This window comes from Flavobacterium ponti, assembly GCF_042652765.1.
GTDB classification, from domain to species: domain Bacteria; phylum Bacteroidota; class Bacteroidia; order Flavobacteriales; family Flavobacteriaceae; genus Flavobacterium; species Flavobacterium ponti.
This window is the reverse complement of record NZ_JBHSGW010000004.1, coordinates 356,459-381,107: the sequence shown is the minus strand read 5'-3', so window position 1 is coordinate 381,107 and position 24,649 is coordinate 356,459. Positions and strand designations below refer to the sequence as shown.

21 protein-coding genes are annotated in these 24,649 nt (G+C 27.9%); 11 read left to right on the top strand and 10 right to left on the bottom strand.

Features of this window, described 5'->3' with window-relative positions; all coding sequences use genetic code 11:
* Positions 1-34: 34 nt before the first annotated feature.
* From ACFO3U_RS07150 to ACFO3U_RS07135, 4 genes are all read right to left on the bottom strand, one after another.
* Positions 35-1,837: a T9SS type A sorting domain-containing protein gene (locus ACFO3U_RS07150; RefSeq protein ID WP_379739825.1), complete on the bottom strand. Its 1,803-nt coding sequence runs from the start codon at positions 1,835-1,837 to the stop codon at positions 35-37.
* Positions 1,838-1,858: 21 nt separating this feature from the next.
* On the bottom strand, positions 1,859-2,761 hold the full coding sequence (locus tag ACFO3U_RS07145) for a hypothetical protein (RefSeq protein WP_379739823.1): 903 nt from the start codon (positions 2,759-2,761) through the stop codon (positions 1,859-1,861).
* A 90-nt stretch (positions 2,762-2,851) separates the two neighbouring features.
* Positions 2,852-3,244 carry a sugar 3,4-ketoisomerase gene (locus ACFO3U_RS07140; protein ID WP_379739914.1) on the bottom strand — a complete coding sequence of 131 codons (393 nt, stop codon included), beginning with the start codon at positions 3,242-3,244 and terminating at the stop codon, positions 2,852-2,854.
* Entirely contained in the window at positions 3,244-4,353 is a 1,110-nt protein-coding gene (locus ACFO3U_RS07135) for a glycosyltransferase (RefSeq protein WP_379739820.1), read from the bottom strand. The genes ACFO3U_RS07140 and ACFO3U_RS07135 overlap by 1 nt, the downstream gene beginning before the upstream one ends.
* 35 nt (positions 4,354-4,388) lie before the next feature.
* Here ACFO3U_RS07135 and ACFO3U_RS07130 point away from each other — a divergent pair, with 35 nt between their 5' ends.
* Positions 4,389-5,531 (top strand): glycosyltransferase, encoded by a 1,143-nt coding sequence (locus ACFO3U_RS07130; RefSeq protein ID WP_379739817.1) that lies wholly within the window; start codon positions 4,389-4,391, stop codon positions 5,529-5,531.
* Here the strand turns inward: ACFO3U_RS07130 and ACFO3U_RS07125 are convergent, their stop codons facing one another.
* Genes ACFO3U_RS07125 through ACFO3U_RS07105 form a run of 5 tightly spaced genes read right to left on the bottom strand, consistent with a single transcriptional unit; the run spans position 5,532 to position 10,712 of the window.
* The gene (locus ACFO3U_RS07125; RefSeq protein ID WP_379739815.1) at positions 5,532-7,022 is read right to left on the bottom strand and encodes an oligosaccharide flippase family protein; all 1,491 of its coding nucleotides are present in this window, start codon (positions 7,020-7,022) and stop codon (positions 5,532-5,534) included.
* A 20-nt stretch (positions 7,023-7,042) separates the two neighbouring features.
* On the bottom strand, positions 7,043-8,062 hold the full coding sequence (locus ACFO3U_RS07120) for a hypothetical protein (protein ID WP_379739812.1): 1,020 nt from the start codon (positions 8,060-8,062) through the stop codon (positions 7,043-7,045).
* Positions 8,063-8,065: 3 nt separating this feature from the next.
* On the bottom strand, positions 8,066-8,629 hold the full coding sequence (locus ACFO3U_RS07115) for an acyltransferase (protein WP_379739809.1): 564 nt from the start codon (positions 8,627-8,629) through the stop codon (positions 8,066-8,068).
* Positions 8,630-8,634: 5 nt separating this feature from the next.
* On the bottom strand, positions 8,635-9,735 hold the full coding sequence (locus ACFO3U_RS07110; RefSeq protein WP_379739806.1) for a DegT/DnrJ/EryC1/StrS family aminotransferase: 1,101 nt from the start codon (positions 9,733-9,735) through the stop codon (positions 8,635-8,637).
* Positions 9,732-10,712 carry a GNAT family N-acetyltransferase gene (locus tag ACFO3U_RS07105; RefSeq protein ID WP_379739804.1) on the bottom strand — a complete coding sequence of 327 codons (981 nt, stop codon included), beginning with the start codon at positions 10,710-10,712 and terminating at the stop codon, positions 9,732-9,734. The genes ACFO3U_RS07110 and ACFO3U_RS07105 overlap by 4 nt, the downstream gene beginning before the upstream one ends.
* A 166-nt stretch (positions 10,713-10,878) precedes the next feature.
* Between ACFO3U_RS07105 and ACFO3U_RS07100 the strand changes: the two genes are divergently transcribed.
* The gene (locus tag ACFO3U_RS07100; RefSeq protein WP_379739801.1) at positions 10,879-12,615 is read left to right on the top strand and encodes a T9SS type B sorting domain-containing protein; all 1,737 of its coding nucleotides are present in this window, start codon (positions 10,879-10,881) and stop codon (positions 12,613-12,615) included.
* A 2-nt stretch (positions 12,616-12,617) separates the two neighbouring features.
* Here ACFO3U_RS07100 and ACFO3U_RS07095 read toward each other — a convergent pair whose 3' ends face one another.
* Positions 12,618-13,358 (bottom strand): RDD family protein, encoded by a 741-nt coding sequence (locus tag ACFO3U_RS07095; RefSeq protein ID WP_379739798.1) that lies wholly within the window; start codon positions 13,356-13,358, stop codon positions 12,618-12,620.
* A 20-nt stretch (positions 13,359-13,378) separates the two neighbouring features.
* Here ACFO3U_RS07095 and ACFO3U_RS07090 point away from each other — a divergent pair, with 20 nt between their 5' ends.
* From ACFO3U_RS07090 to ACFO3U_RS07050, 9 genes are all read left to right on the top strand, one after another.
* Positions 13,379-14,350, top strand: coding sequence for a stage II sporulation protein M (locus ACFO3U_RS07090; RefSeq protein ID WP_379739796.1), 972 nt, complete (start codon positions 13,379-13,381; stop codon positions 14,348-14,350).
* A 17-nt stretch (positions 14,351-14,367) separates the two neighbouring features.
* Entirely contained in the window at positions 14,368-15,093 is a 726-nt protein-coding gene (locus tag ACFO3U_RS07085; RefSeq protein ID WP_379739793.1) for a DUF4129 domain-containing protein, read from the top strand.
* A 1-nt stretch (position 15,094) separates the two neighbouring features.
* Positions 15,095-16,291 (top strand): DUF4350 domain-containing protein, encoded by a 1,197-nt coding sequence (locus ACFO3U_RS07080; protein ID WP_379739790.1) that lies wholly within the window; start codon positions 15,095-15,097, stop codon positions 16,289-16,291.
* A 16-nt stretch (positions 16,292-16,307) separates the two neighbouring features.
* The gene (locus tag ACFO3U_RS07075; RefSeq protein WP_379739787.1) at positions 16,308-17,312 is read left to right on the top strand and encodes an AAA family ATPase; all 1,005 of its coding nucleotides are present in this window, start codon (positions 16,308-16,310) and stop codon (positions 17,310-17,312) included.
* A gap of 13 nt (positions 17,313-17,325) precedes the next feature.
* On the top strand, positions 17,326-18,660 hold the full coding sequence (locus ACFO3U_RS07070; protein WP_379739783.1) for a DUF58 domain-containing protein: 1,335 nt from the start codon (positions 17,326-17,328) through the stop codon (positions 18,658-18,660).
* A 73-nt stretch (positions 18,661-18,733) separates the two neighbouring features.
* Positions 18,734-21,733: an amidohydrolase family protein gene (locus tag ACFO3U_RS07065; RefSeq protein ID WP_379739780.1), complete on the top strand. Its 3,000-nt coding sequence runs from the start codon at positions 18,734-18,736 to the stop codon at positions 21,731-21,733.
* Between the two features lie 67 nt (positions 21,734-21,800).
* Positions 21,801-23,099, top strand: a complete 1,299-nt coding sequence (locus tag ACFO3U_RS07060) for an amidohydrolase family protein (protein WP_379739777.1) — start codon at positions 21,801-21,803, stop codon at positions 23,097-23,099.
* A gap of 101 nt (positions 23,100-23,200) precedes the next feature.
* Positions 23,201-23,989 (top strand): TrmH family RNA methyltransferase, encoded by a 789-nt coding sequence (locus ACFO3U_RS07055; protein WP_379739774.1) that lies wholly within the window; start codon positions 23,201-23,203, stop codon positions 23,987-23,989.
* Positions 23,990-24,002: 13 nt separating this feature from the next.
* Positions 24,003-24,404 carry a hypothetical protein gene (locus ACFO3U_RS07050; protein WP_379739772.1) on the top strand — a complete coding sequence of 134 codons (402 nt, stop codon included), beginning with the start codon at positions 24,003-24,005 and terminating at the stop codon, positions 24,402-24,404.
* Positions 24,405-24,649: the final 245 nt, after the last annotated feature.

Here is a 24,649-nt window from a genome sequence, read left to right as displayed (position 1 = left end):
AAAAAGTTTTATTATTATATCATATACAACTTTTTTATTTTTTAATAAGTTTCTCTACAAAAGTATTTCCTTCCTTTGTTTTAAAAGTCACAATATATATTCCTTTTCTTAAAAATGAAACATCTAGTTGATATGAATTAGTATTATCTATTCTACTATCAAAAACTTGAAAACCTTCAGTTGAAGTTATTGTTACATTTGTAATAGTATAACCAACTGATTCAAATGTTACATATGAATTTGATGGATTAGGGTAAATCTTTACTTTAGAAGAAGAATCAATGAAATTATTCTCTAAATTATCAGATTCGTCAATATAATAATTTGCAAAACGTCCACTAGAACAATTTTCTATTTTTGCTAAAAATTTTGAGCCAGTTACTATATGAGTATTTGGTTTTAATATTATAAAATCTCTAGCTTTCATTGTTATATCTTGTGAAGATAAATTTATAATATAGTTTACATCCGTTGTAATATCACTATAATCTTGATAAGTAAAAATACCTGTATTTGGCTCTGTATTCAATGTCAGACTTTGGCAATTTTGATTTAAAGTTGATAATTGTGGAATTAATTGTGGAAATATTCCTCCAAGAGTAATGTTATTTAAATAAACAAAATTACTTAATACTGAAGAGGTACTAAAGTTGTCTTGATCTTCAATTTTATGAATATATTTATTTGCATTATTAATAGAAGAATTTGAACTTAAAAGAATATTGCCATTTCTATCTTTTTGAATAGATGAAAAACCTGAAGATGTAGTACTAGTACCATATATATTTAAGCTTCTTAGTGGAGTACTTGGATTATTAATATCTTTAACTAATACTTCACCATTAATAGTTTGATTAACTTGTGCTAAAGAATTTCTCAAAAGATAAATATTTTGATAATTATTAGATATTTCAAAATCATACACCCTATAACTACCTAATAATGATTGAAAATTTGAAAAAGCACCTGTTGTAGGGTTAAAATCTAATTTGTAAAACCCACTATAAGAATATAATGGATCACTTACATTTAATCTAGGAATTTCTAATCCAATTAATCTAGTATTATCTGGTGTCATTCTAATTTTAGAATTCTGACGACCATAAACACTTGAATTTTGTGCATCCCATTGACCTGGTGTATATATTTGATAATTTGAAAAAATTGACTCAATTGGAGTTAAATTTAGTCCTGAATTATCAATTTTATAACTTAAAAGCTTATTTTTATCTTGTAATATTAACCAATAAGCTTCATTATTAGCATCTTTTGTAACAGTTAACGGACCATAATAATATCTATTTTCAATCAATATATTTGTACTAGATGGTATAGTAAAAGCCTTAGAATACTGATTTAAACCATAAGAGCTAAATTCAAAATTATTTAAATCTTTTACTGAACCAAGTACGTTATTAGTAAAATCAACAATAGAGTATGAATAATAAGTATTAAATGGAGAATAATTTGATGGAGTCAAGTAAAATGAGGTAAAAATGTAATATTGATTGTTATTCGCAGGATTAGGAACAATTATACTATTAACTATTGAATAAGAACCTATGTTCATTAATGCAGAGCCATTTTGCATTACTGTATGATTTTTATTCCATACAACAACCCCATTGGTATAAAACAATAAATTGCCTAAATCATCACTGATGAATGTTAATCCACCATTACCATTAGAGATTGTACTTGCTAAAGGAGTTGGATTTGTAAAATTTAAATCAACTTGGCCTAATTGCCAATGATTATTTATTATTCCTTGTCCTAAAGTAGATAAACTTATAAGAAAAATAAATATATATAATATTTTTAAATATAATTTTTTCATAATTTTAGATTTAAATTATATTTATCTTTTTTCCAATAAAATTTTTACTTGAGCTTTTAACTCTTCTATTTCTTTATTTTGTTTAATTAAATAAAGTGTAAGTTCTTCAATTTTTTCTTGTTGAATTTTTGTCATATCTCCTAACATAAGTCCTTTTTCTTCAATTTCACTTGCTGAAGGAACATTAGGCAAATGTCCATTGTCTTTAATAAAAGATTCTACTTCTGAAAGTGGTTTTAAATTATAATCATTATTAAAAACATAATCCGCCCAGGTATTATAAACTTTAACTTCTTCAGCTCTTACTTTTCCTTTTACAGATAAATGATAAGTTTCAGACCCATCTGTAAAACTAGTTGTTCCTATACCAACAAAAGAATTAGGCTTAGCAAGATAAAACTGAACATTATCATCATTTTCATTTACTGTAAAAATCTCTTGTTGTAATCTATTTGATAGACTAAACCATGTTCCCGCAGAAGTAGTAGCAATGAAGCGTAATCTATTATAATCACTTCTGTCTTCAATAGCAAGGTGAACTTGGGATTGAGTATTAAAATTAGATTGAGGTATATCGTAAAAAACTAAATTTCTGCGTTTACTTTCAGTGTTTACAAACGAACCAATATTCAACACAGTTGACTTTTCATATCTTTCGTCATTCGTTGAAAAAATTGTGCCGTCAGCTAATCCTCCTCTAACATCAAAATTTCCGTAGGGAATATTAGTTCCAATTCCTACTTTTCCAGATGTGCCATTAATAAATAAATTTCCATTAGCTGTGGAAGAAATGAAATTCAAATTCTTTCCTGTTAATGATACATTTCTGTTATTATTTAATGAAGAATCTCCATTGTAAATAGTCGTTTGAGAATTTGCCAAGAAGAATGACAACATAAGAGTAGTAAAAAATAATTTTTTCATAAATAATATTGTTTTAAGTTTATCAAACTTATTAAAAAAAAATAAAGTAAGATAAATTTTACTAAAATTTATTAAAAATTTAACACAATATTAACCAATAAATTTTCTAAATTCTTCAAAATTTCTAATATAATCTTCTTCCAAAAACACATCAGAATTCAAAACCAAACAAACAGCTCCAGAAGAAAAATTATCTAATTCTCTCCAAACATTGGTTTTGATAAGTAAGCCTTTATCTGGTTTATTTAACGTCACTTTTTGAGTAGATTTTCCATCATTTAAAACTACATCAAAACTTCCTGATAAAGCAATTAAAAACTCGAATTGATCTTTATGAGCATGTCCACCACGTTTGGCTGAACTTGGAACGTCATATAAATAATAAACTCTTTTTATTTCAAAAGGAACTACATCTTTTTCAATAATGGCTAGGTTACCTCTATAATCTTCTACTTTAGGAATATCTATTATTTCTATGTTCATCATTTTAATTCGTTAAAAAGTTGCAACCATTGATTTCCTATATTTTCCAATGAAAATCGTTCTACACTACTTCTTGCATTTTGTTTACAATGTAAATATAAATCTTTATTAGAAACCATTTCATTCATAGCAACTTTAAATGCTTCAAAATTTTGATTTTCTACTAAAATTCCATTTTCATTTTGAATAATAATTTCACTTGGTCCAGATTGACAATCAAAAGCAATTACTGGTGTTTCACAGGCTAGAGATTCTAAAATAACATTAGGAAAACCTTCATTCTTACTAGTTAATAAAACAATTTTTGCATATTTCATAAATATAAAAGGGTTTAAGACATTACCTTTAAATATAATTTTTTCTTGTAAATGTAATTTTAAAGCTAATTTTTCATATTCTTCTTTTAAAATACCTTCACCTAATAATATCAACTTGATGTTTTTTAATGGTAAGTCTGAAGCAGCATAGGTTTCAATTAGTTTATCTAATTGCTTTACATCATTTGACATTCTTCCAATTGCTAAAACATAATTAAAATCTTCATCTAATTTATCATTAATAAGATTATCTATATATTCAAAATCTATTGGATTATATATAGTTTGTAAAGGATAAGTTTTAAATTTATCATGCACTTTATCTTCAATACTTTTAGAAACCGTAACTATTTTTTTTGCATTTTTATAAATTAAATTTGATAAAAAATCAGTATTTGGAAAGTATAAATTTGTCATGAAACTTCTTATAGAATAAATCAATGTACTTTTATTGTAAACATAATTTGATATTATAAATTCTTGTAAAAAAAGCTCCTTGACCCTAAAGTCTACAACAACATCAAATGAATTGACATTAAAATATTTTTTTAATGCTTTAAATCTTTTATATCTGCTAAAATAACTGTTTTTAGAATCTTTTAGTGTTTCTAAATGCAATAATTCACCCGAATATTTATATTTAATTTCACCAGCAAAAACAACATGATGAACCAGGTGTCCTTTATCTAAAAAATAATTTGACAAATTAGCTGCACAACGTTCTGCACCTCCTCCTGAAAGAGATACTGAAACCAAACAAATTCTTAATGGTTTTATTGTCTCTAATGCCATTTTTTATGTATTTTAGCTACAAATATAAGAATTAAGTGAGAATATTATTAGTAGGGGAATTTAGTAGGTTGCACAATTCTTTAAAAGAGGGATTATTAGTATTAGGTCATGAAGTTGTTCTAGTAAATAGTGGAGATGGTTTTAAAAATTATCCTGCTGATTTTTCTAATAGAGCATTACTTTGTGAAAGCAAATTGGGAAATATTCCCAGACAAATAATTTATAGAGTTACCAAATTTGACATTTCCTATCTTGAAAGAGGTATTCGATTTTATTTTCATCTTAGAAAATTAAAAAACTTCGATGTTGTTCAATTAATTAATGAAGCTCCAATTCAAACTACTAGAAAATTTGAATTTTTTCTCTTAAAAAAACTTATAAATCAAAACTCAAAAACTTTTTTACTATCTTGTGGTGTTGACTTCATAACGTTAAATCATATGCTGCAAAAAAAGGAAAGATATTCTATTATGAATCCTTATTTTGAAGATACTGCAAATACAAAAGTTCAGTATTGGCACATGTTTGAATTTATTTCTGAAAATCATAAAAAAATCCATACTTTTTTATATCAAAATATTTCAGGTGTAATAGCTTCAGATTTAGATTATGTTAATCCATTAAAGGAAAATCCAAAATTCATTGGAATGATTCCAAATCCAATAAATACAACTAAAATTGAGTATAAAGAGCCGCAAATTCTGAATAAAATCAATATTTTTTTAGGTATTAATTCTAGTAGTTTTTATAAAAAAGGAGTTCATTTTTTCGAAAAAGCATTGAAAATTATTGAAGAAAAATATAATAACAAAGTCAATATTCAAATCACAACAAATATTCCATACAAGCAATACATAAGCATTTATAATGATTGTCATATTTTGTTGGATCAAGTTTATGGTTATGATCAAGGTTATAATGCTTTAGAAGCAATGGCAAAAGGAAAAGTTGTTTTTACTGGTGCTGATAAAGAGTTTTTAGAGTATTACAATTTAAGTGAAGATGAAGTTGCTATTAATGCATTACCTGATGTAGACTATCTAGTCGAAAAACTTTCTTATTTGATTGAAAACCCTTCAAAATTGATTGAAATAGGTCAAAAAGCTAGTCAATTTGTAAAAAGAGAGCATGATTATATTAAAATTGCTGCAACCTATTTAAATAAATGGAATATCTAATTACTTATTTTTTTTAAATTTATTTTCTATAAATTCTTTGATGTCAATACGTTTATTTAATTCGATAAAAGAAAAAACAAAAGAAAACAGAAATAAAATCAACAATAAAATATACATAATAATCTCTTGAAAATTATAAATAATTAAAATTGCCAAAACTCCTAATAGCACGTTTATTTTTATAAGTTTGAAACATTCTTTGGTGAAATCAAAATTGTAATGATTTTTATTCATATTGTAGATATATAATCCATACACTATATAGTTTACAACAAATGCTACTCCAATTCCAATTAGTTCGAAATAATGGTATAAAACAACTGAAAACCCCAAATTTAGCATATCACCTACTAAAGCTTGTTTGAAATACATTTTTTTATTTCCTTTAGCCAAAATTATATAGCCCAAAGGAAAAATAATAGCTTTTAGTATAACCGAAAACAAAGCAATTTTTAATATCAAAAAAGAATCTAAAAACTCTTTAGAATATAAAATTTTAATTAAAAAAGGACCGATAATATATAATAAAATAATGGCTGGAGTTACTAGAATAATTGCAATTTCAATTTGATAATTAACTAAACTTTTTACTTTAAGATCATCTAAACTTATGGCTGATAATTTTGGATAAAAATCATAAGCCATCGCATAAAAAATTAGTCCCAAATAATTAACCATAATTACAGTACTAACTTCATAAAATCCAAGAATTTCATTAGATGCTCCATGATTACTTAAGTACAATCGCAATAAAAAATAACAAATTTGTCCAAAAATTAAATTTAAAGACATCAAAAAACCCAATTTAAAAACTGATAGTGATTCCTTATAAAATTCTTTAAAAACAAAAGGATAAAATTTAAAAGAATATTCTCTGGTAAAGTAAATATTAACACAAAATAAGACAACGCCAGAATACAAAACAACCCAAATTATACCATCTAATCGAAAAAAATAATACAATAAAATTGAACCAATTGCTGTTATAAATGCAACAATAATATTACTTAAAGCTAAAATCTTAATTTTATTTAAACCTTGCAATAAAGACAATCTTGCATTTGAAAAACTAGTTAGAATAAAATATATTGACAATATAATAAACCAATGTTGCTTGTCGAATGTTCCAAAAGTGAAATAGCTAAGGTATTTACTGAAAATTATAGAAAAAATAGCTCCAAAAACACCAATTGTAACTGCCATTTTTTGAATAGTAGTAATTATATTATTTAATTGTGAATTATCCTCAACTACTGATTTTAAAGCTACTTCACGAGTTGCAGTTTTTAAAAACTCGAAATTAGTAATTGCTAAAATAATATTAATGACATTATTTAAAAGAGCCACTAAACCTAAACCTATTGGACCAAGATAAATAGCAACAAACTTTGAACTAACAATTGATATTGCCATTTTCGAAACCTGCATCATCCCAAAAACTCCAGTTGCTTTTAGTATAGATCGATACGATTTGTTGTTTTCTTGTTCCATATTAAATTTGTAGCGAAGAATTAATCAATTACACAACCTTTTTCTAGATATTGTTTTTTAAAAGCAGTAGACCAGCTTAACCATTTTTTTGATTGAATTCTTTTTAAACTATCATTTTCTAAAACACTAAAAACATCTTCATCTTTTATATCAAAAGGAAGCGATTGAATTGTATTAAAAGAGTCTTCAAGCCAAGCTTCGTTTAATATTTTATTAAAAACAAACATATCCACATCTCCTTTATAATGTTCTTTATTTTGATTGGTAGCTGAAGAAATAAAGCCCGTTTTTAATATTTCTTTTTTATAATGTGCATATTTATTTTTCTTTTTTTCCTTAAATAATATCTTTACGGCATGATACTTTTGAAGTCCTTCATCAACAACATTTGTATGATTATCCCACAACCTATTAAAATAATCTCTTTTAAAAATAGCACCAGCAACAGCATAAATTGTGTAATAAGATAACTGTCTATCTAAAGTATTAATTTTTAACAAATGAAGGATTCTTCTAATTTTGAATCTGTTAAACTTGTAAAAAACAAAATAATAAACAGCTGGAATTCTTGAAAATAATTTGGGTTCTATTATAACCAAATTTCGTTTCAATTCGGCTTTTTTATTGACATTTATTTTAGGGTTTCCAATCCAATATAATTTTGAAAGTACAACCTTATTTTCTCTTAATTCTTTTTGAACATCTTCAATGTTAATATCATCAATAAACCAAGTATCGTCTTCAATTAAAATAAAATAATCTGAAGCTTCTTTTGCTGCATTTACCCATAAATTTATTGGAATTAAATATTCTTTTGGTTTTAAACCTTTTTGAATTAAAAGTTGTTTTTCCTCATAAAATTCAGATTTTTTAATTATTACGTGAGGATATTTAGAAATGATTTTGTCTAAAAATATTTGTGGAGTTCCATCATCTAAAATGTAAATTTTTCCATCAAAATTTTTTACATGCTTATCAATCGAATATAAACACCTATCAAGATAATAAGCTCTATTAAAAGATTTTATTAATATGTCCATTTATTAGATAGATTTAATAATTTTTGCAGGATTACCAGCTGCAATTACATTATCAGGAATTGATTTTGTCACCACTGATCCAAATCCAATCACAGTGTTTTCTCCAATTTTTACTCCTTTTAAAATAGAAACATTATCCCCAATAAATACGTTTTTAGAAATAACTATTTCTTCCGTTTTTGGAATTCCAATTGTTCTTTTATCAATTTCAAGTTGATGGCCATCTGTATCAATCATACTGCAATTTACACCTATTAAAACATCATCTTCAATAATTATTTTTGAAAATGAGACTGCTGAAAAATTATTGTTAATTGAAACATTATTGCCAATTTTAATTTTGCTTTCAGAAAATTTTACTTCTAAATAAGAGTAGTGTGAATAAAAATTTGGGGATGACTTAACTCCAATTTGTACATTAGTACCAAATTCAATTAAACCATTTCCCTCCATTAACAAAGGGTGATATAATTTAGGTTTGCCAATTGTGTTTCTACATTTGGAAAGCCATTTATACTTTAAAATTCTAAATTTTATAAAAAAAATATCTTTTATTTTTTTAATCATAGCTATCAATATTGATTTAAAACTTGAATGACTTTGCTAACCTCATCATCAGTCATTATTGGAGAAATTGGCAAACTCAAAACCTCATCATGAATTTTTTCTGAAATTGGAAATGACAAATTATTCCATGCTTCAAATGCTTTTTGTTTGTGAGGTGGAATGGGATAATGAATCATGGTTTCAACTTCATTTTTCTTTAAATAGTCTTGTAATACTTCTCTGTTTTCTGTTCGAATCACAAATAAATGAAACACATGATTATTTGAAAAATCCCAATAAGGCAAAATAATTTTGTCGTTCTTTATTTCTGACAAATATCGATTTGCAATTTCTTTTCGATTGTTATTTTCTTCATTCAAAAAAGGCAACTTCACATTCAAAAAAGCAGCTTGAATTTCGTCTAAACGACTATTTACTCCTATAAATTCGTTATGATATTTCTTTTCTGAACCATAATTTCTTAAAGAAAACAACACTTTTGCTAATTCTTCATCATTTGTTGTTATCGCTCCAGCATCTCCCAAAGCTCCTAAATTTTTCCCTGGATAAAAACTATACGCTTGTGCATTTCTAACTTCTAAATTCTGATTTCTAAATTCTAAAATTGCTCCGTGTGATTGAGCAGCATCTTCAACTACAATTAAATTATGTTGTTTTGCTATTTCGAAAATTTTATCCATTTCACATAATTGTCCGTATAAATGAACTGGCAAAATGACTCTGGTTTTTGAGGTTATTTTTTCTGAAATTAGATCTGGATTAATGTTGAAAGTTTCCAATTTTGGTTCCACAAAAACAGGAACTAAATCAGCTTGAAGCACTCCTAAAATTGAAGCAATATAAGTATTTGAAGGAACAATAACTTCATCTCCTTTTTGCATCAATCCTAATTGGATATAAGCTTTAAAAATTAGGACTATTGCATCCAAACCATTTCCTACTCCAATGCAATATTTTGAATTTGTATAATTAGCAAAATTAGCCTCAAATTGTTTTACTTCATCACCTAAAACAAACCAACCTTTATCTAAAACCAATTGCATTTTTTGATGAAATTCATCTTGATATTGAGCGTTTATCTTTTGTAAATCGAGGAATTTTATCATAGCATAATTGTATCAAGCAAACCGAAATTTGCAGTTTCAACTTCATAAAAATCTTGAACCACTATTTTAGCTCCAAAACTTTCTTTCCAAAATAAAAGTCCTTGGTTAATGTTTTTTCCTTGATTTTCATTAGAAGGTCCTAAATCAAAATACTTTTTACTCTTAAAAACTTCTGTAATCAAATGATGGTATAAATAATCTAAACTTCCCAATTCATTTTTAGTTTCATTACCCGAAACATATTGTGGATGAGCTACATGTTCTGAAATAAAAACAGTAGTTCCTGCAACGATTTTACCATCATGATATACATTAAAATGTCGGATATTTTCAGGAAAACGTTTTTGTAATAATATTATTTCTTCAATTGTATGAACTGGTTTTGCTTGGTGTTTTTTATTTAAATTAGGAATTAAAATTTCATTCCAAAACAACTCAAAATTCAATTCTTCTCTAATTTCTAGCTTATTTTTGGTTCCACGTCTAATATTTTCTTTTCTCGATTTTGCTATTTTAAAAGATTTAGAAGTATCAATAACGGCTAGACTATCTCTTCTAATTATTTGGGCATTAGCAATGAACAAACAATATTCAATTTCTGAGGTAAAACAATCCAAATAAATTGGAGGAATTTGTTTTAAATGTAATTTTGAAATGCTGTTTTGATTCAAAAAACTCAAAACTGATTTAAATATAGAAATAACATGACCTAACTTGATGTGTTCTAAAAAAACAAAACCTCCATAAGTCAGTCCTTGATGTGAAAAAATTGAATCTCCTACTCTATTGGCTGGTAAAATTGAAATCAAATTGTCTTTCTCATCAAAAACAAGTAGGGAATAATCGTTAAACCTATCAGCATGATATTCCATAAAATCCCTGTGAAATAAAAATGTTGCATTCTTTGCTTTGCTAACAAATTCATTCCAAAGAGAATAATATTCTGATGTATAATGCTTTATAGTGAGGTTATTCACAATTATTTTTTTATTACAAATGTTGCTTTTTTGTGAATTAAGTTAAATTCTTACTTGAATAACTTAATTTTTAATAAATTAGTATCAAAATTAATCAATCTTGAAACAAAACTACTCTTTATTTTTTTCAAAAATACTGATTTTATCTTTGTTATTTACCATAAATATGCAAGGACAAAATGTTTCTTTGTACGAACAATTTAACGGTCGATATGATTTTACTTTTTTAGGAAACACTATGAATCCTCAAGAAAACACCTATCAACCTACTCCAACTATTTTTACTACTTCTGCTGCTACACTTACTTTGCAACCTGGTGATGTTGTAGAAAAAGCATTTTTATATTGGGCTGGTTGTGGAACTGGTGATTTTGATGTTAAATTAAATGGTGTTGACATTAGTGCTCAACGAACATTTAGTAACGTTTTACAAACTCAGTTTAATTTTTTTAGTGCTTTTGCAGATATAACAACTCAAATTCAAACTACAGGAAACGGAACTTATACTTTATCGGATTTAGATGTTACGAGTTTTATCAATCTTCATTATCAAAACAAAACAAACTTTTCTGGTTGGGCAATTGTTGTAGTTTATTACAATCCTAATTTACCTCTAAATCAATTAAATGTTTATGATGGTTTACAAGTAGTTTCTCAACAACAAACTCAATTGAATATTACTCTAAATTCTCTCAATGTAATTGATAATAATGATGCAAAAATTGGATTTCTTGCTTGGGAAGGTGATGTTGGTTTAGCTAATAACGAAACGCTTTCAATTAATGGAAATATTTTAAGTAATGCATTAAATCCTCCAACTAATGCTTTCAATGGAACTAATACTATAACTAATAGTTCTATTTTATATAATATGGATTTGGATATTTATAACATTCAAAATAACATTGCTATTGGAGATACTTCTGCTGATATTCAAATGACATCTAATCAAGATTTTGTGATGATTAATGCTATTGTTTCCAAGTTAAACAGCCAATTACCTGATGCAACTATCTCAATTGACGCGACTAATCAAGCATGTAATTCTAATATACTTTTGGTTGATTTTACGGTTTATAATGTAAATTCAACTGAAATTCTTCCTGCTGGAACTCCAATTGCTATTTATGCGAATGGTGAATTTATTGAATATACAGAAACTTTGACACCTATTCCTATAGACGGAAGTTGGAGTGATCAAATTAGTATATTATTACCTTTTGGTATTCCTTCTAGTTTTGATTTGCAATTTGTTGTAGATGATATTGGAACAGGAAATGGAATTGTAATCGAAATTAATGAAGATAATAACGAAGATAGTCAAGCTATAATTCAAAACAGTTCACCGACTTTCAATACTTTAGAAAATTTGGTGTCTTGTAATGAAGGTTTAACCAAAGGAACTTTTGATTTTTCACATTATGAAGAATTAGTAAAAACAGATTCTGATCAAGAAGTTTATTTTTATGAAACTATTGATGATGCTCTTAATCAAACTAATCCTATAATTAATACTACAAATTACATTGCCAATACAACTCCAAAAGAGATTTATATTCGAATTGAAAATGAAAATTGTTACGGATTTACTTCTTTTTTATTAACTACTCGAAATTGTCCTCCAACAGTTTACAACTATGTTTCAGGAAATTTTGACGGTTATAACGATGTTTTTTTTATAGAAGGTTTAAGAGATATTTTCCTGAATTTTGAAGTCAAAATATACAACCGTTGGGGAAAATGGCTTTGGACAGGAAATCAAGGAAAACCAGATTGGGATGGTTATGTAGAAAATGGAGTAGATGAAAAATATGCACCAGCTGGAACATATTATTATGTAATTTACTTGAATGATCCTGATTATAATGAACCTTTAGTAGGTTATTTGTACTTGACAAGATAATCTTACATATTTTGTGTGTAATAATTATAATCTTTCAACAATGTTCTAATAAAATCTTGATCGTTACCTAATTGATTTTTAATACCTGTTACACTAATTATTTTTTCTCTCAATTTTATTAAAGTTCCGAAATCTCTTGTCTTCACAGCAACTTCAAAAGTTTCTTTTATAATTCGAGCATCATTGTCTGAAAGTTTTATAACCAAAGGATAAGTTGGCACATAATCCTGATTTAAATCTTCAAGAATCGTATGATTAATGTTTATATTATTTTTTAAAGTAATAACAGCTGTTCCTGCAGCAATGTCACCAATTCTTTGGTTTTTCTTATTGAATATTATGGCTAATAATCCAATTACTCCATTTCCTATCAATACTTCAATTAATCGAAACAGCCATCTAATTAGATAATCACCAAAACCTGCTTGATAACCATCAATTTTAATGACTTTCATTTTCATTATTTTTTTTCCAATGGTTTGTCCTTCCCACAAACTTTCTAACAGTAAAGTATAAAAAATAACTGGTGAAAACAACATAATCATTATTGCACTAACAGACCAACCATCCATGCTTCCAAAATTTTTATCCAAACCAGATATGTCAATGATATAATACATGACTACCGAATAAGCTATAAGAACCAATATATCAAGTAGTTGACCAGCAATTCTAGAACCTACAGAAGCAGCTGTGAAATTTATAGTAACATTTTGTGTAGTTGTTATTGATAATTGACTCATATTTTTTATTTTAGCCTCTAATGAGAGAAGTTGCATTCATAAAACAAAATAAAGAAAAATGGCTTGAATTTGAACAAGCTATTTTTGGAAATCTTAAAAAAAATCCTGACGATTTAGCCAGTTTGTATATACATTTGGTTAATGATTTGTCTTATGCACAAACTTATTATCCAAAAAGCAAGACCGTTGTTTATCTTAATCATTTAGCTTCACAAACCTATCAAAAGATTTACAAAACTAAAAGAGAAGACACAAATAAACTAATTTATTTCTTTAAAACTGAAGTTCCTTTGTTAGTTTATCAATACAGAAGATATGTTTTATATGCTTTTTTAATTTTTGGTATCTTAACAGCTATCGGAGTAATTTCTGCTAGAAATGATGATACTTTCGTTAGATTAATATTAGGTGATTCATATGTAAATATGTCTTTAGAAAATATTAAAGATGGAAATCCAGTTGCCGTTTATAAATCAGGAAGTAATTGGGGAAGTTTTGTTGGTATTACTTTTAACAACCTTCGAGTTGGCGCTCTCTCCTATTTTTTTGGTATATTTTTAGGCTTTGGAACTTTCTATATTTTAATTATTAATTGCATTAAGATAGGCACTTTTCAGTATTTATTTTACAAAGAAAATGTCTTTTGGGAAAGTGTTAGAGGAATTTGGATTCATGGATCAATGGAAATTTTTGCAATGGTTATAGAAGCTGCAGCTGGTTTTGCACTAGGAGCAAGTATCTTATTTCCAAATACATTTTCAAGACTTAATTCATTCAAAATTGGATTTAAAAATACTTTTAAAATCTTTTTAAGTACTATGCCTTTTACTTTAATGGCTGGTTTCCTAGAAGGTTTTATTACAAGATATTCTATTGATATGCCTCATTTTTTAAGTGTTTTTATCATACTATCTACTTTAAGTGCTATAAGTTATTATTATTTAATTTATCCTTTTAAAGTTCACAAAAAAATAAATCTTAAAAACACCTAACTTATTAATATAGCTTAGTGAATAAATTCTTATCTCTTTTATTTTTTATTACTGCTTTTTGTTTTGGACAAAACGATTCGTTGCATCCAAAAGAAGAAATAATCTATGATACAGAAAACATCAAAGTAAAAGAATTCAGCCCAAAATTCAACGAAAAATACACTTCTAATGAATTTCAATATGAAACTAAAGTAGACGATTCAAAATTATCTGCTTGGAATAGGTTTTGGAAAAATGTTGGTGATTTTTTTAGAGAATTATTTGACTTTAGCAGTGCTGATGGATCACTTTCTGGTCTTGAAATAGTAATGAAAATTATTGCGTTTTTAATAATTGGTTTTGTGATTTTTATGATTGTAAAAATTATCATTAACAAAGAAGGTGGTTGGATTTTCTCAAAATCTTCTAAGACAATTAAGGTTACGGATTTAGTGGAAGAAAACATTCATACCATAGATTTCAAAAAATTAATTACAGAATCAAAATCAGGTAAAGAATTCAGAACTTCCATTAGATATTATTATTTATGGCTATTAAAATCTATGTCTGATAAACATATCATTGAATGGGATATTGAAAAAACCAATTCAGATTATTTATATGAAATTAAAAATCCTGAAACAAAATCAGAATTTCAATTCTTATCTTATATCTATGAATATTCTTGGTACGGAGAATTTGCTGTGTCTGAAACCGATTTCGAAAAAGTAGAAAAATCATTCCTAAAAGCCATTCAAAAGTAATATGAATAAAAGCCTAAAAATATATATCTTTATATTGGTTCTTATTTTAATAGGAATACTATTTGTTGATGCAAACAGACCAAAACCAATCAATTGGACTCCAACTTTTGCTTTAAATGATAAAATTCCGTTTGGACTTTATGTTTTTAGTCAAGAAAGTGAAAATTTGTTTTCTAATCAAAAAATCACAAAAATCAATGCTACTCCTTATGAATATTTTTATGATAAATATGATTACGAAGACTCAACTTACACCGTAAAAGGTGATATTCTATATATTAATGAAGATTTTACAATTGATGATTCTTCAGTTGACGAACTTTTTTATTATGCCAGCAGAGGAAACGATGTTTTTATAAGCTCAACTTTCTTTTCAAAAAGTTTAAAAGACACTCTTGGTTTTGAAATTGAAACAAGTAACATTTTTATGGATTCATTTGCTTTAAATGTGTCCAATAAAAACTTAAACCCAAAAGATTATTATTATTCAAAAGGAGTTTCTACCAAATATTTCTCTAAAATTGACACCACAAATACTGTAGTTTTAGGACATCAAAATAGTACAAAAGAAAATTTGACGAACTTTATAAAAGTTCCTTATAAAAGTGGAAATTTCTATTTGCATACTCAACCTATAGTTTTTACCAATTATTATATGTTGAAAGATAAAAACCATGAATATGTTGAGCAAATTAGTTCTTATTTAAATCAAGATAAAGTATATTGGTTTGCCAAATCGTATAATAACAGCGAGCTCAATCAATCAATTATGCGATATATTTTAAGCCAATCGAGTTTAAAATGGGCTTGGTATATTTCATTAATTAGCATTTTGATTTTTATTGTTTTTAATGCCAAAAGAAAACAGCGTGTAATTCCAATTGTTCAATCACTAAGAAACACAACCGTTGATTTTACAAAAACTATTGGAAACCTCTACTATCAAGAAGGAAATCACAAAAACATTATTGATAAAAAAATTATATATTTCCTAGAAAAAATAAGAAACGAATATTTAATTGATACAACCGAACTCGATGCTACTTTCACGAATCGTTATCAGCACAAATCTGGACATAAAAAAGAAGATATTGCAACATTAGTTCAATTAATAAATCACTTAAGAAGAAAGGAAGTTTGTAATGAATCTGATATTGTTACATTAAATCTTGCCATCGAAAAATTAAACCACAAATAAGACAAATAATTACTTTATGGAAAATAATATAGAAGAAATCGAAAACGAAAATTTAAATTTCAACAATCGTATTGATTTAGCACCTTTACAAGATAGTCTTCAAAAAGTTAGAGAAGAAATTGGTAAAGTAATCGTTGGACAATCAAAAATGATTGATCAATTATTAGTAGCTATTTTGGCAAACGGACATGTTTTGTTAGAAGGTGTTCCTGGTGTTGCAAAAACAATTACTGCAAAATTATTGTCTAAAACCTTATCGTTAGATTTTAACAGAATTCAGTTTACACCAGATTTGATGCCTTCTGATATTATCGGAACTTCTGTCTATGATTTATCAAAATCGAGTTTCGAATTTAAAAAAGGACCTATTTTTTCAAACTTTATTTTGATTGATGAAATCAACCGTGCTCCTGCTAAAACTCAAGCTGCATTGTTTGAAGTCATGGAAGAAACACAAATCACAGCAGATGGAACAACTTATCTTTTAGACAAACCATTTATTGTAATTGCTACTCAAAACCCAATTGAACAAGAAGGAACTTATCGTTTACCTGAAGCTCAATTAGACCGTTTTTTGTTTAAAATAAACATTGGTTATCCAAACTTACAAGAAGAAGTTGCGATTATCCAAAAAGAAAATGAGTTACAAAACAGAGATAAATTAGCAGACATTGCAAAAATTGTTTCTCAAAGTGATATTTTGAGTTTTCAAGGATTGATAAAACAAATTCTAATTGAACCACATCTTATAGAATATATTGCAAAAATTGTTTTAAACACGCGTGAAAATCCATTTTTATATCTTGGAGCTTCACCAAGAGCTTCCATTGCAATTTTAAATGCTTCTAAAGGTTTTGCCGCTATCAAAGGAAGAGATTTCGTTACACCAGACGACATTAAAGAAGCTGCAATTCCAGTTATGCAACACAGAGTTGTAGTTACTCCAGAAAGAGAAATGGAAGGCTTAAACAGTACCGAAATCATCAAACAAATCATCGATTCTGTAGAAATTCCTAGATAATTATTTTAAAAAAATGAAACAACTTTTTAAACAACTCTACCTTACTAATTTCTTTTTCTATTGCCTAATGGGTAACATAGGTTGTTTTGTGTTGTCTTATTTTTTTCCACTTTTTTACAATGCAAGTTGGTATCTTTTATATATTTTAATTGTCTTTACACTAATTGATGTTTTATTGCTTTTTCAAGCCAAATCTCCTATTGAAGCTTTTAGAGAAACTCCAGAAAAACTATCAAATGGTGATGAAAATGAAATTATAATTCGAGTAAAAAGCAAATACACTTTCCCTATTTACACAAGAATTATTGATGAAATTCCGTTTCAGTTTCAAGTTAGAAATTTTAATGTTTTCAGACGAATTAATGCAAATTCTAAAGACGAATACAAATACTTTTTAAGACCTACAGAAAGAGGTGAATATTTTTTTGGAAATCTAAATGTTTTTGCAAGTTCTCCTTTACGATTAACATCAAAGAGATTCAGTTTTGCCAATAACCAATTAGTTCCAACTTATCCTTCTTACATTCAATTACGAAAATACGATTTGATGGCTTTTTCGAATTCTTTATCACAATATGGATTGAAAAAAATCAGGAGAATTGGACATACGATGGAATTTGAACAAATCAAAGAATACGTTCAAGGGGATGATATTAGAACCATAAACTGGAAAGCTACAGCCAAACGCGACCAATTAATGGTAAATCAATTTCAAGATGAAAAATCACAAAATGTTTACATGATTATCGACAAAGGTCGTGTCATGAAAATGCCTTTCAACGGTTTAAGTCTTTTAGATTATGCTATTAATGCAACTTTAGTTTTATCGAATGTCATTCTAAAAAAACACGATAAAGCTGGAATGTTAACCTTCTCAAAAAAAGTTGAGAATAGAATAGTTGCCGAAAAAAGACAAAGCCAAATGCATCTCATTTTGGAAAGTCTTTACAACATCAAAACCGATTTTTTTGAGAGTGATTTCAGTCGTTTATATGTTGATATCAAAAACAAAATCAACCAAAGAAGTCTGTTAATTCTTTATACCAATTTTGAAACACTTGATGGTTTACACAGACAACTTCCTTATTTAAAAGGAATGGCAAAAAATCATTTATTAGTTATAGTTTTCTTCAATAACACTGAACTGAATGAATTGATAGACAAAAAAGCCAACACAGTTCAAGAAATTTATGACAAAGTCATCGCAGAAAAATTTGCTTTTGAAAAACGTCTAATTGTAAATGAGTTAAGAAAATATGGAATTTATTCAGTCTTAACTTCACCAGAAAATTTAACATTGGATGTAATTAATAAATATCTCGAAATAAAAGCTAGAGGAATTTTGTAAATTGTAATTCACAAAAATTTTTTATACTTACTTAATTGCCTATATTTATCGCTTAATTCTAATATGCGATTAAATGCGTTTCATTAAATTTCTATTCCTGATTTGCTTTAGCATTTCCATTCAGGCACAAGATTATTTTCCCAAAAATGATGGTGTAAAACAATCTTTCAAAAACCATGTAGCCATAACTAATGCTACAATTTATGTTTCATCTACTCAAAAATTAGAAAAGGCAACTTTACTTTTTAAAGAGGGTAAAATTTTAGAAGTTGGTACAACCGTTTCAATTCCTAAAAACGCAACTATAATTGATGCAACCGGAAAAACAATTTATGCTTCATTCATTGATGTTTTTAGTGAATTTGGAATCAAAAAACCAACCGATAAACCAGAACGAGGTTCATCTGCTCAATATGATGCTTCTCGCGAAGGATATTATTGGAATGACCACATCAAACCTGATTACAATGCTTTTGAAAACTTAAACTATGAATCAAAAAGTGCCGAAAAATTACGTGCCATTGGTTTTGGAACAGTTTTAAGTCATCATAATGATGGAGTTATTGCAGGAACAGGTTTGCTTTGGACGCTGAATGATGATGGAAATAACGCAACTCGTATTCTAAACAATAAAATTTCCCAACACTTCACATTCTCAAGAAGTAAATTTTCTCGACAATCATATCCATCTTCATTGATGGGAAGTATGGCTTTAATTCGTCAAGTTTATCACGATGGAAAATGGTACGCTCAAGGAACTTCTGAAACAAAAGATTTGGCTTTAGAAAGTTTTAATGCCAATAAAAATCTAATTCAAATTTTCAATGCTGGTGATAAATTAAACAGTTTAAGAGCTTCGAAAATTGGAAAAGAATTTGGAGTAAACTACCTAATCAAAGGAAATGGAAACGAATTTGAAAAAATAAATGAAATTAAAAACACAGGAGCAACTTACATTATTCCTTTAGATTTTCCTGAAGCTTATGATGTTTCTGATCCTTATTTGGCCCAACAAGTTAGTTTAAGCGACATGAAATTTTGGAATCAAGCTCCATTCAATTTAAGGATTTTAGCAGAAAATAACGTTCCTTTTGTTTTAACGACTTATGATAATAAAGAAGCTAAAGACTTTTTAGAAAACCTAAGAAAAGCTGTTTTTTATGGTTTACCCAAAGAAAAGGCAATTGCTGCTCTAACGGAAACTCCAGCTAAATTAATGAACCAATCAAATAGTTTAGGTACGTTGAAAAAAGGAGCTTTGGCCAATTTCATTATAGTCTCAGGTGATATTTTTGAAAAAGACAGTAAAATTCATGAAAATTGGGTACAAGGAAATAGAAACATTTTAGACAAAATGAATGTGGAAGACATTCGTGGTGACTATAATTTAGTATTCAACAATGAATCTTTCGACTTAAAAATATCAGGAGAACTTGAAAAATTAGAGGCAAAAGTCACTAAAGACAGTTTAAATTACGGAACCAAACTGAGTTATAATCAACCTTGGATAAATTTAGTGATTAGAACAAAGGATACTATAAATTCAGGTTATTACAGACTAACAGGTAACAAAACGTTCAATTATTTAGAAGGAAAAGCTGTTTTAGAAAATGGAACAGAAACAACATGGAGAGCTACTAAAAGAGAAGTTTCCGAAAATCCTGACGATAAAAAGAAAGAAGATAACAATGAGGATGAACCAAAAGTACCAGCAATGGTTCCTGTTACTTACCCAAATTTAGCTTTCGGAAATAATCAAAAACCTCAACAAGAAACGTTACTTTTCAAAAACGCAACAGTTTGGACAGGAGAAAAAGAGGGTGTTTTAAAAGAAACCGATGTCTTAATTGAAAACGGTAAAATTGTCAAAATTGGTAAAAGCCTTTCAGCCAAAAATGCCAAAGAAATCAATGCAACTGGTAAACACTTAACAGCTGGAATCATTGATGAACACTCACATATAGCTATTTCAAATGGTGTGAATGAAGGTGGACAAAATTCTTCTGCTGAAGTAACTATTGAAGATGTTGTAAATTCTGATGATATCAACATTTATAGAAATTTAGCTGGTGGAGTAACTTCTTCTAACTTATTACATGGTTCTGCCAATCCAATTGGTGGTCGTGCAGCTTTTGTGAAGTTAAAATGGGGTTATTCACCAGAAGAAATGATTGTGAAAGATGCTCCAAAATACATCAAATTTGCTCTAGGTGAAAATGTAAAACAATCTAATTGGGGTAGCGGTCGTTTTCCACAATCAAGAATGGGTGTTGAACAAGTTTATGAAGATTATTTTACACGTGCTTTAGAATATGATAAAGAATGGAAAACATACAAATCGGGTAAAACTAAAAATAAAGTTATGCCACGTTTTGATATTGAAATGGAAGTTTTAAACGAAATCATCAATAAAAAAAGATTCATCACTTGTCACTCTTACGTGCAATCTGAAATAAATATGTTGATGAAATTAGCGGAACGTTATAACTTCAGAATTCAAACGTTCACACACATTTTAGAAGGTTATAAATTAGCGGATAAAATGGCCGAACATGGTGTTGGTGGTTCTACCTTTGCGGATTGGTGGGCTTATAAATTTGAAGTAAATGATGCTATTCCTTACAATGCTGCTTTAATGAAAAGTCAAGGTGTTATGGTTTCTATTAATTCCGATGATGCTGAAATGTCAAGACGTTTAAATCAAGAAGCTGCAAAAGCGGTTAAATACGGAAACGTTCCAGAGGAAGAAGCTTGGAATTTCGTGACATTGAATCCTGCAAAGCTTTTACAAGTGGATGATAAAGTTGGTAGTATAAAAGTAGGAAAAGATGCTGATGTTGTGCTTTGGTCAGATAATCCATTATCAATTTATGCTAAAGCTGAAAAAACAATCGTTGATGGAACTATTTTCTACGATTTGGAAAAAGAAAATGAAACATTAGCAACCATCCAAAAACAACGTAGTGAATTGATTAATGCTCTTCTTGAAGCTAAGAATAAAGGTTTAAAAACACAAGAACCAAAGAAAAAAGAAATCAAACATTATCATTGTGATACGGTTGAAGAGTTTTAAACTTCAATATCAATTGCAAACTGAAACTTTTGAAACAGTAAAAACAAATTGAAACATACATTTTAAAATGAAAAAATACATATTCATATTATTACTGACAAGTTTTGCCTTTGGACAACAAACTCCAGCTTCAAAACAAACAAAAAGCATCCTTATTTTGGGTGGAAAAGCACATATTGGAAACGGAACAATCATTGAAAACAGCCTTATTTATATTAAAGATGGAAAAATTGCTGGCATTTATGATGGAACAATGGTAAAACCAGCCAAACATGATACTGTAATTAATGCATCAGGTAAAGAAATTTATCCTGGTTTTATTTCTCCAAATGCTACTCTTGGTTTAGTCGAGATTGATGCGGTAAAAGCTTCTGATGATGAAAGCGAAATGGGTGAAATGAATCCTCACATTCGAAGTATAGTTGCTTACAATGCAGAATCAGGTTTGGTCGAAGCTGCTCGTCCTAATGGTATTTTAATTGCCCAAATTACTCCTAGAGGTGGAAGAATTTCTGGAACTTCATCAATCGTTCAACTAGATGCTTGGAATTGGGAAGATGCAATCATAAAAGAAAATGACGGTATTCACTTAAACTGGCCGAGAAGTTACTCTCAAACAGGTTGGTGGGCTGAACCAGGAGGAATTCAACCCAACAAAAAATACGATGAGCAAACTACTGAAATTCAGAATTTCTTTAACAATGCAAAAGCTTATGCTGCTTCAAATGTAACGGTCAAAGACATCCCTTATGAAGCAATGAAAGGGTTAGAAAATGGTACAAAAACGTTATTCATTCATGCTGATGGTGAAAAAGAAATAATTGATGCAATCTTATTCAAAAAGAAAAACAACATCCAAAAAATGACTATTGTTGGTGGTTATTATGCGTATAAAAATGCTCCTTTATTACTTGAAAACAACGTTTCTGTTCTTTTAAGAAGAGTGCATGATTTACCAATATTAGAAGACGAAGACGTTAATTTACCGTTCAAAAATGCCAAATTATTATCCGATGCTGGAGTTTTAGTTGGGTTAGAAAACATGGGTGACATGGAAAGAATGCAAGTCAGAAACTTACCATTTTATGCAGGAACTTGTGTGGCTTGGGGAATGGATAAAGAAAAAGCGTTACAATTAATCACTTCAAATTCTGCAAAAATATTAGGAATTGATTCCAATTACGGAACTTTAGAAAGTGGAAAAAGTGCTACCCTATTCATCTCAGAAGGTGATGCTTTGGACATGAAAACGAATAAAGTCACAACAGCTTTTATTGATGGAAGACAAATCAGTTTAGAAAGTCACCAAACCGAATTATACGAACGATATAAAGAAAAGTTTCAAAGTGGCAAAGTGACTGAGTAGCTAAAATTAAACAGTCACAAAACAATTTTATAAGCTATTGAAAAATAAAAGCAGAGAAAAACTTAGTTACCATGCAACTTAGTCTCTCAGAAACTTAAAAAATGAAACAAATCACTTCCATACAAAATCCTTATATCAAATCACTTGTGCAATTGCAAGAAAAAGCAAAAGCACGCAAACAAACCGGTACCTTTTTAATTGAAGGAAAACGAGAAATTGAATTAGCCATAAAAGGAAATTACGAAATAGAAACAATATTATTTCTACCCGAATTAATTTCCGAAAAACAACTTAACAGTTTAACAATTAAACAGTTTAACACTATCGAAATTTCAAAAGATGTTTACCAAAAATTAGCTTATCGCGATACGACAGAAGGAATTGTAGCGATTGCCAAAACCAAAAACCTATCACTTTCCGATTTAAAACTACCAGAAAATCCATTAATTTTAGTTTTAGAATCCATTGAAAAGCCAGGAAACATTGGAGCCATGCTTCGTACAGCTGATGCAGCCAATATTGATGCTGTTATTTTAGCCAATCCAAAAAGTGATTTATATAATCCAAATATCGTTCGTTCAAGTGTTGGGTGTTTATTTACAAACCAAATTGCTTCAGGAACAAGCGAAGAAGTTATTACTTTTTTAAAAGAAAAAAACATCAATTTTTATAGTGCAACCTTACAAAACTCAAACGAATACCATAAAGTGGACTACTCTACTCCAACGGCTTTAGTAGTAGGAACAGAAGCTACAGGTTTAACCCAACTTTGGAGAGATGAAAGCACTCAAAACATCATAATTCCCATGCAAGGTGAAATTGATTCTATGAATGTATCAGTAGCTGCTGCCATTTTATTGTTTGAAGCTAAAAGGCAACGTGGGTTTTGATAAATTTTTTATTATGAAATATTACTTTAAACAACAATTTGTTTTGTCTTTATTTTTTTTTAGTATTCTTTTATTGTTAACCTATAAAAAATATAAATATGAAAAAGTTTCTTCAAATGAAAACTTAGTTGAAGCAATTCTAATTGATAAAAATTGTGATTATAAATTAGGACTTAAAACGTCAAATAAAAACATGAGTAGTATATCTGTTAAGTATTCAGATTCTATTTATAATTTAGATTTAGATTATAAATTTTGTGATAGCTTAAAAATATATCAAAAGATGAAATTATACATAGATAAAGAAAATGATGAATTATATCTTAAGAACAATACAAATTTTAATAGTCTGATATACTTTTTGATTATTTTGATTATTTTGACCCTAATACCCTATAAATTATTAAAAAAATAAAAAAAACATTTTACTTTATTCTATATATGCCAATAATAGGCTTATTGTCTATTTATGTGTATGTTTTAATAACAATGTTATCTATAAATTCAACAAAATTTTACAATTTTGATCCTAAAAATACTCCTGTAAACTTTTTATATGATTTTATGTATCCAATACCAATATTAGGACATATAGCTATTTTATTTGGAGGTTTAATTTTTATACTTGATTACAGTAAGTTTAGAAATAAGATGATACCA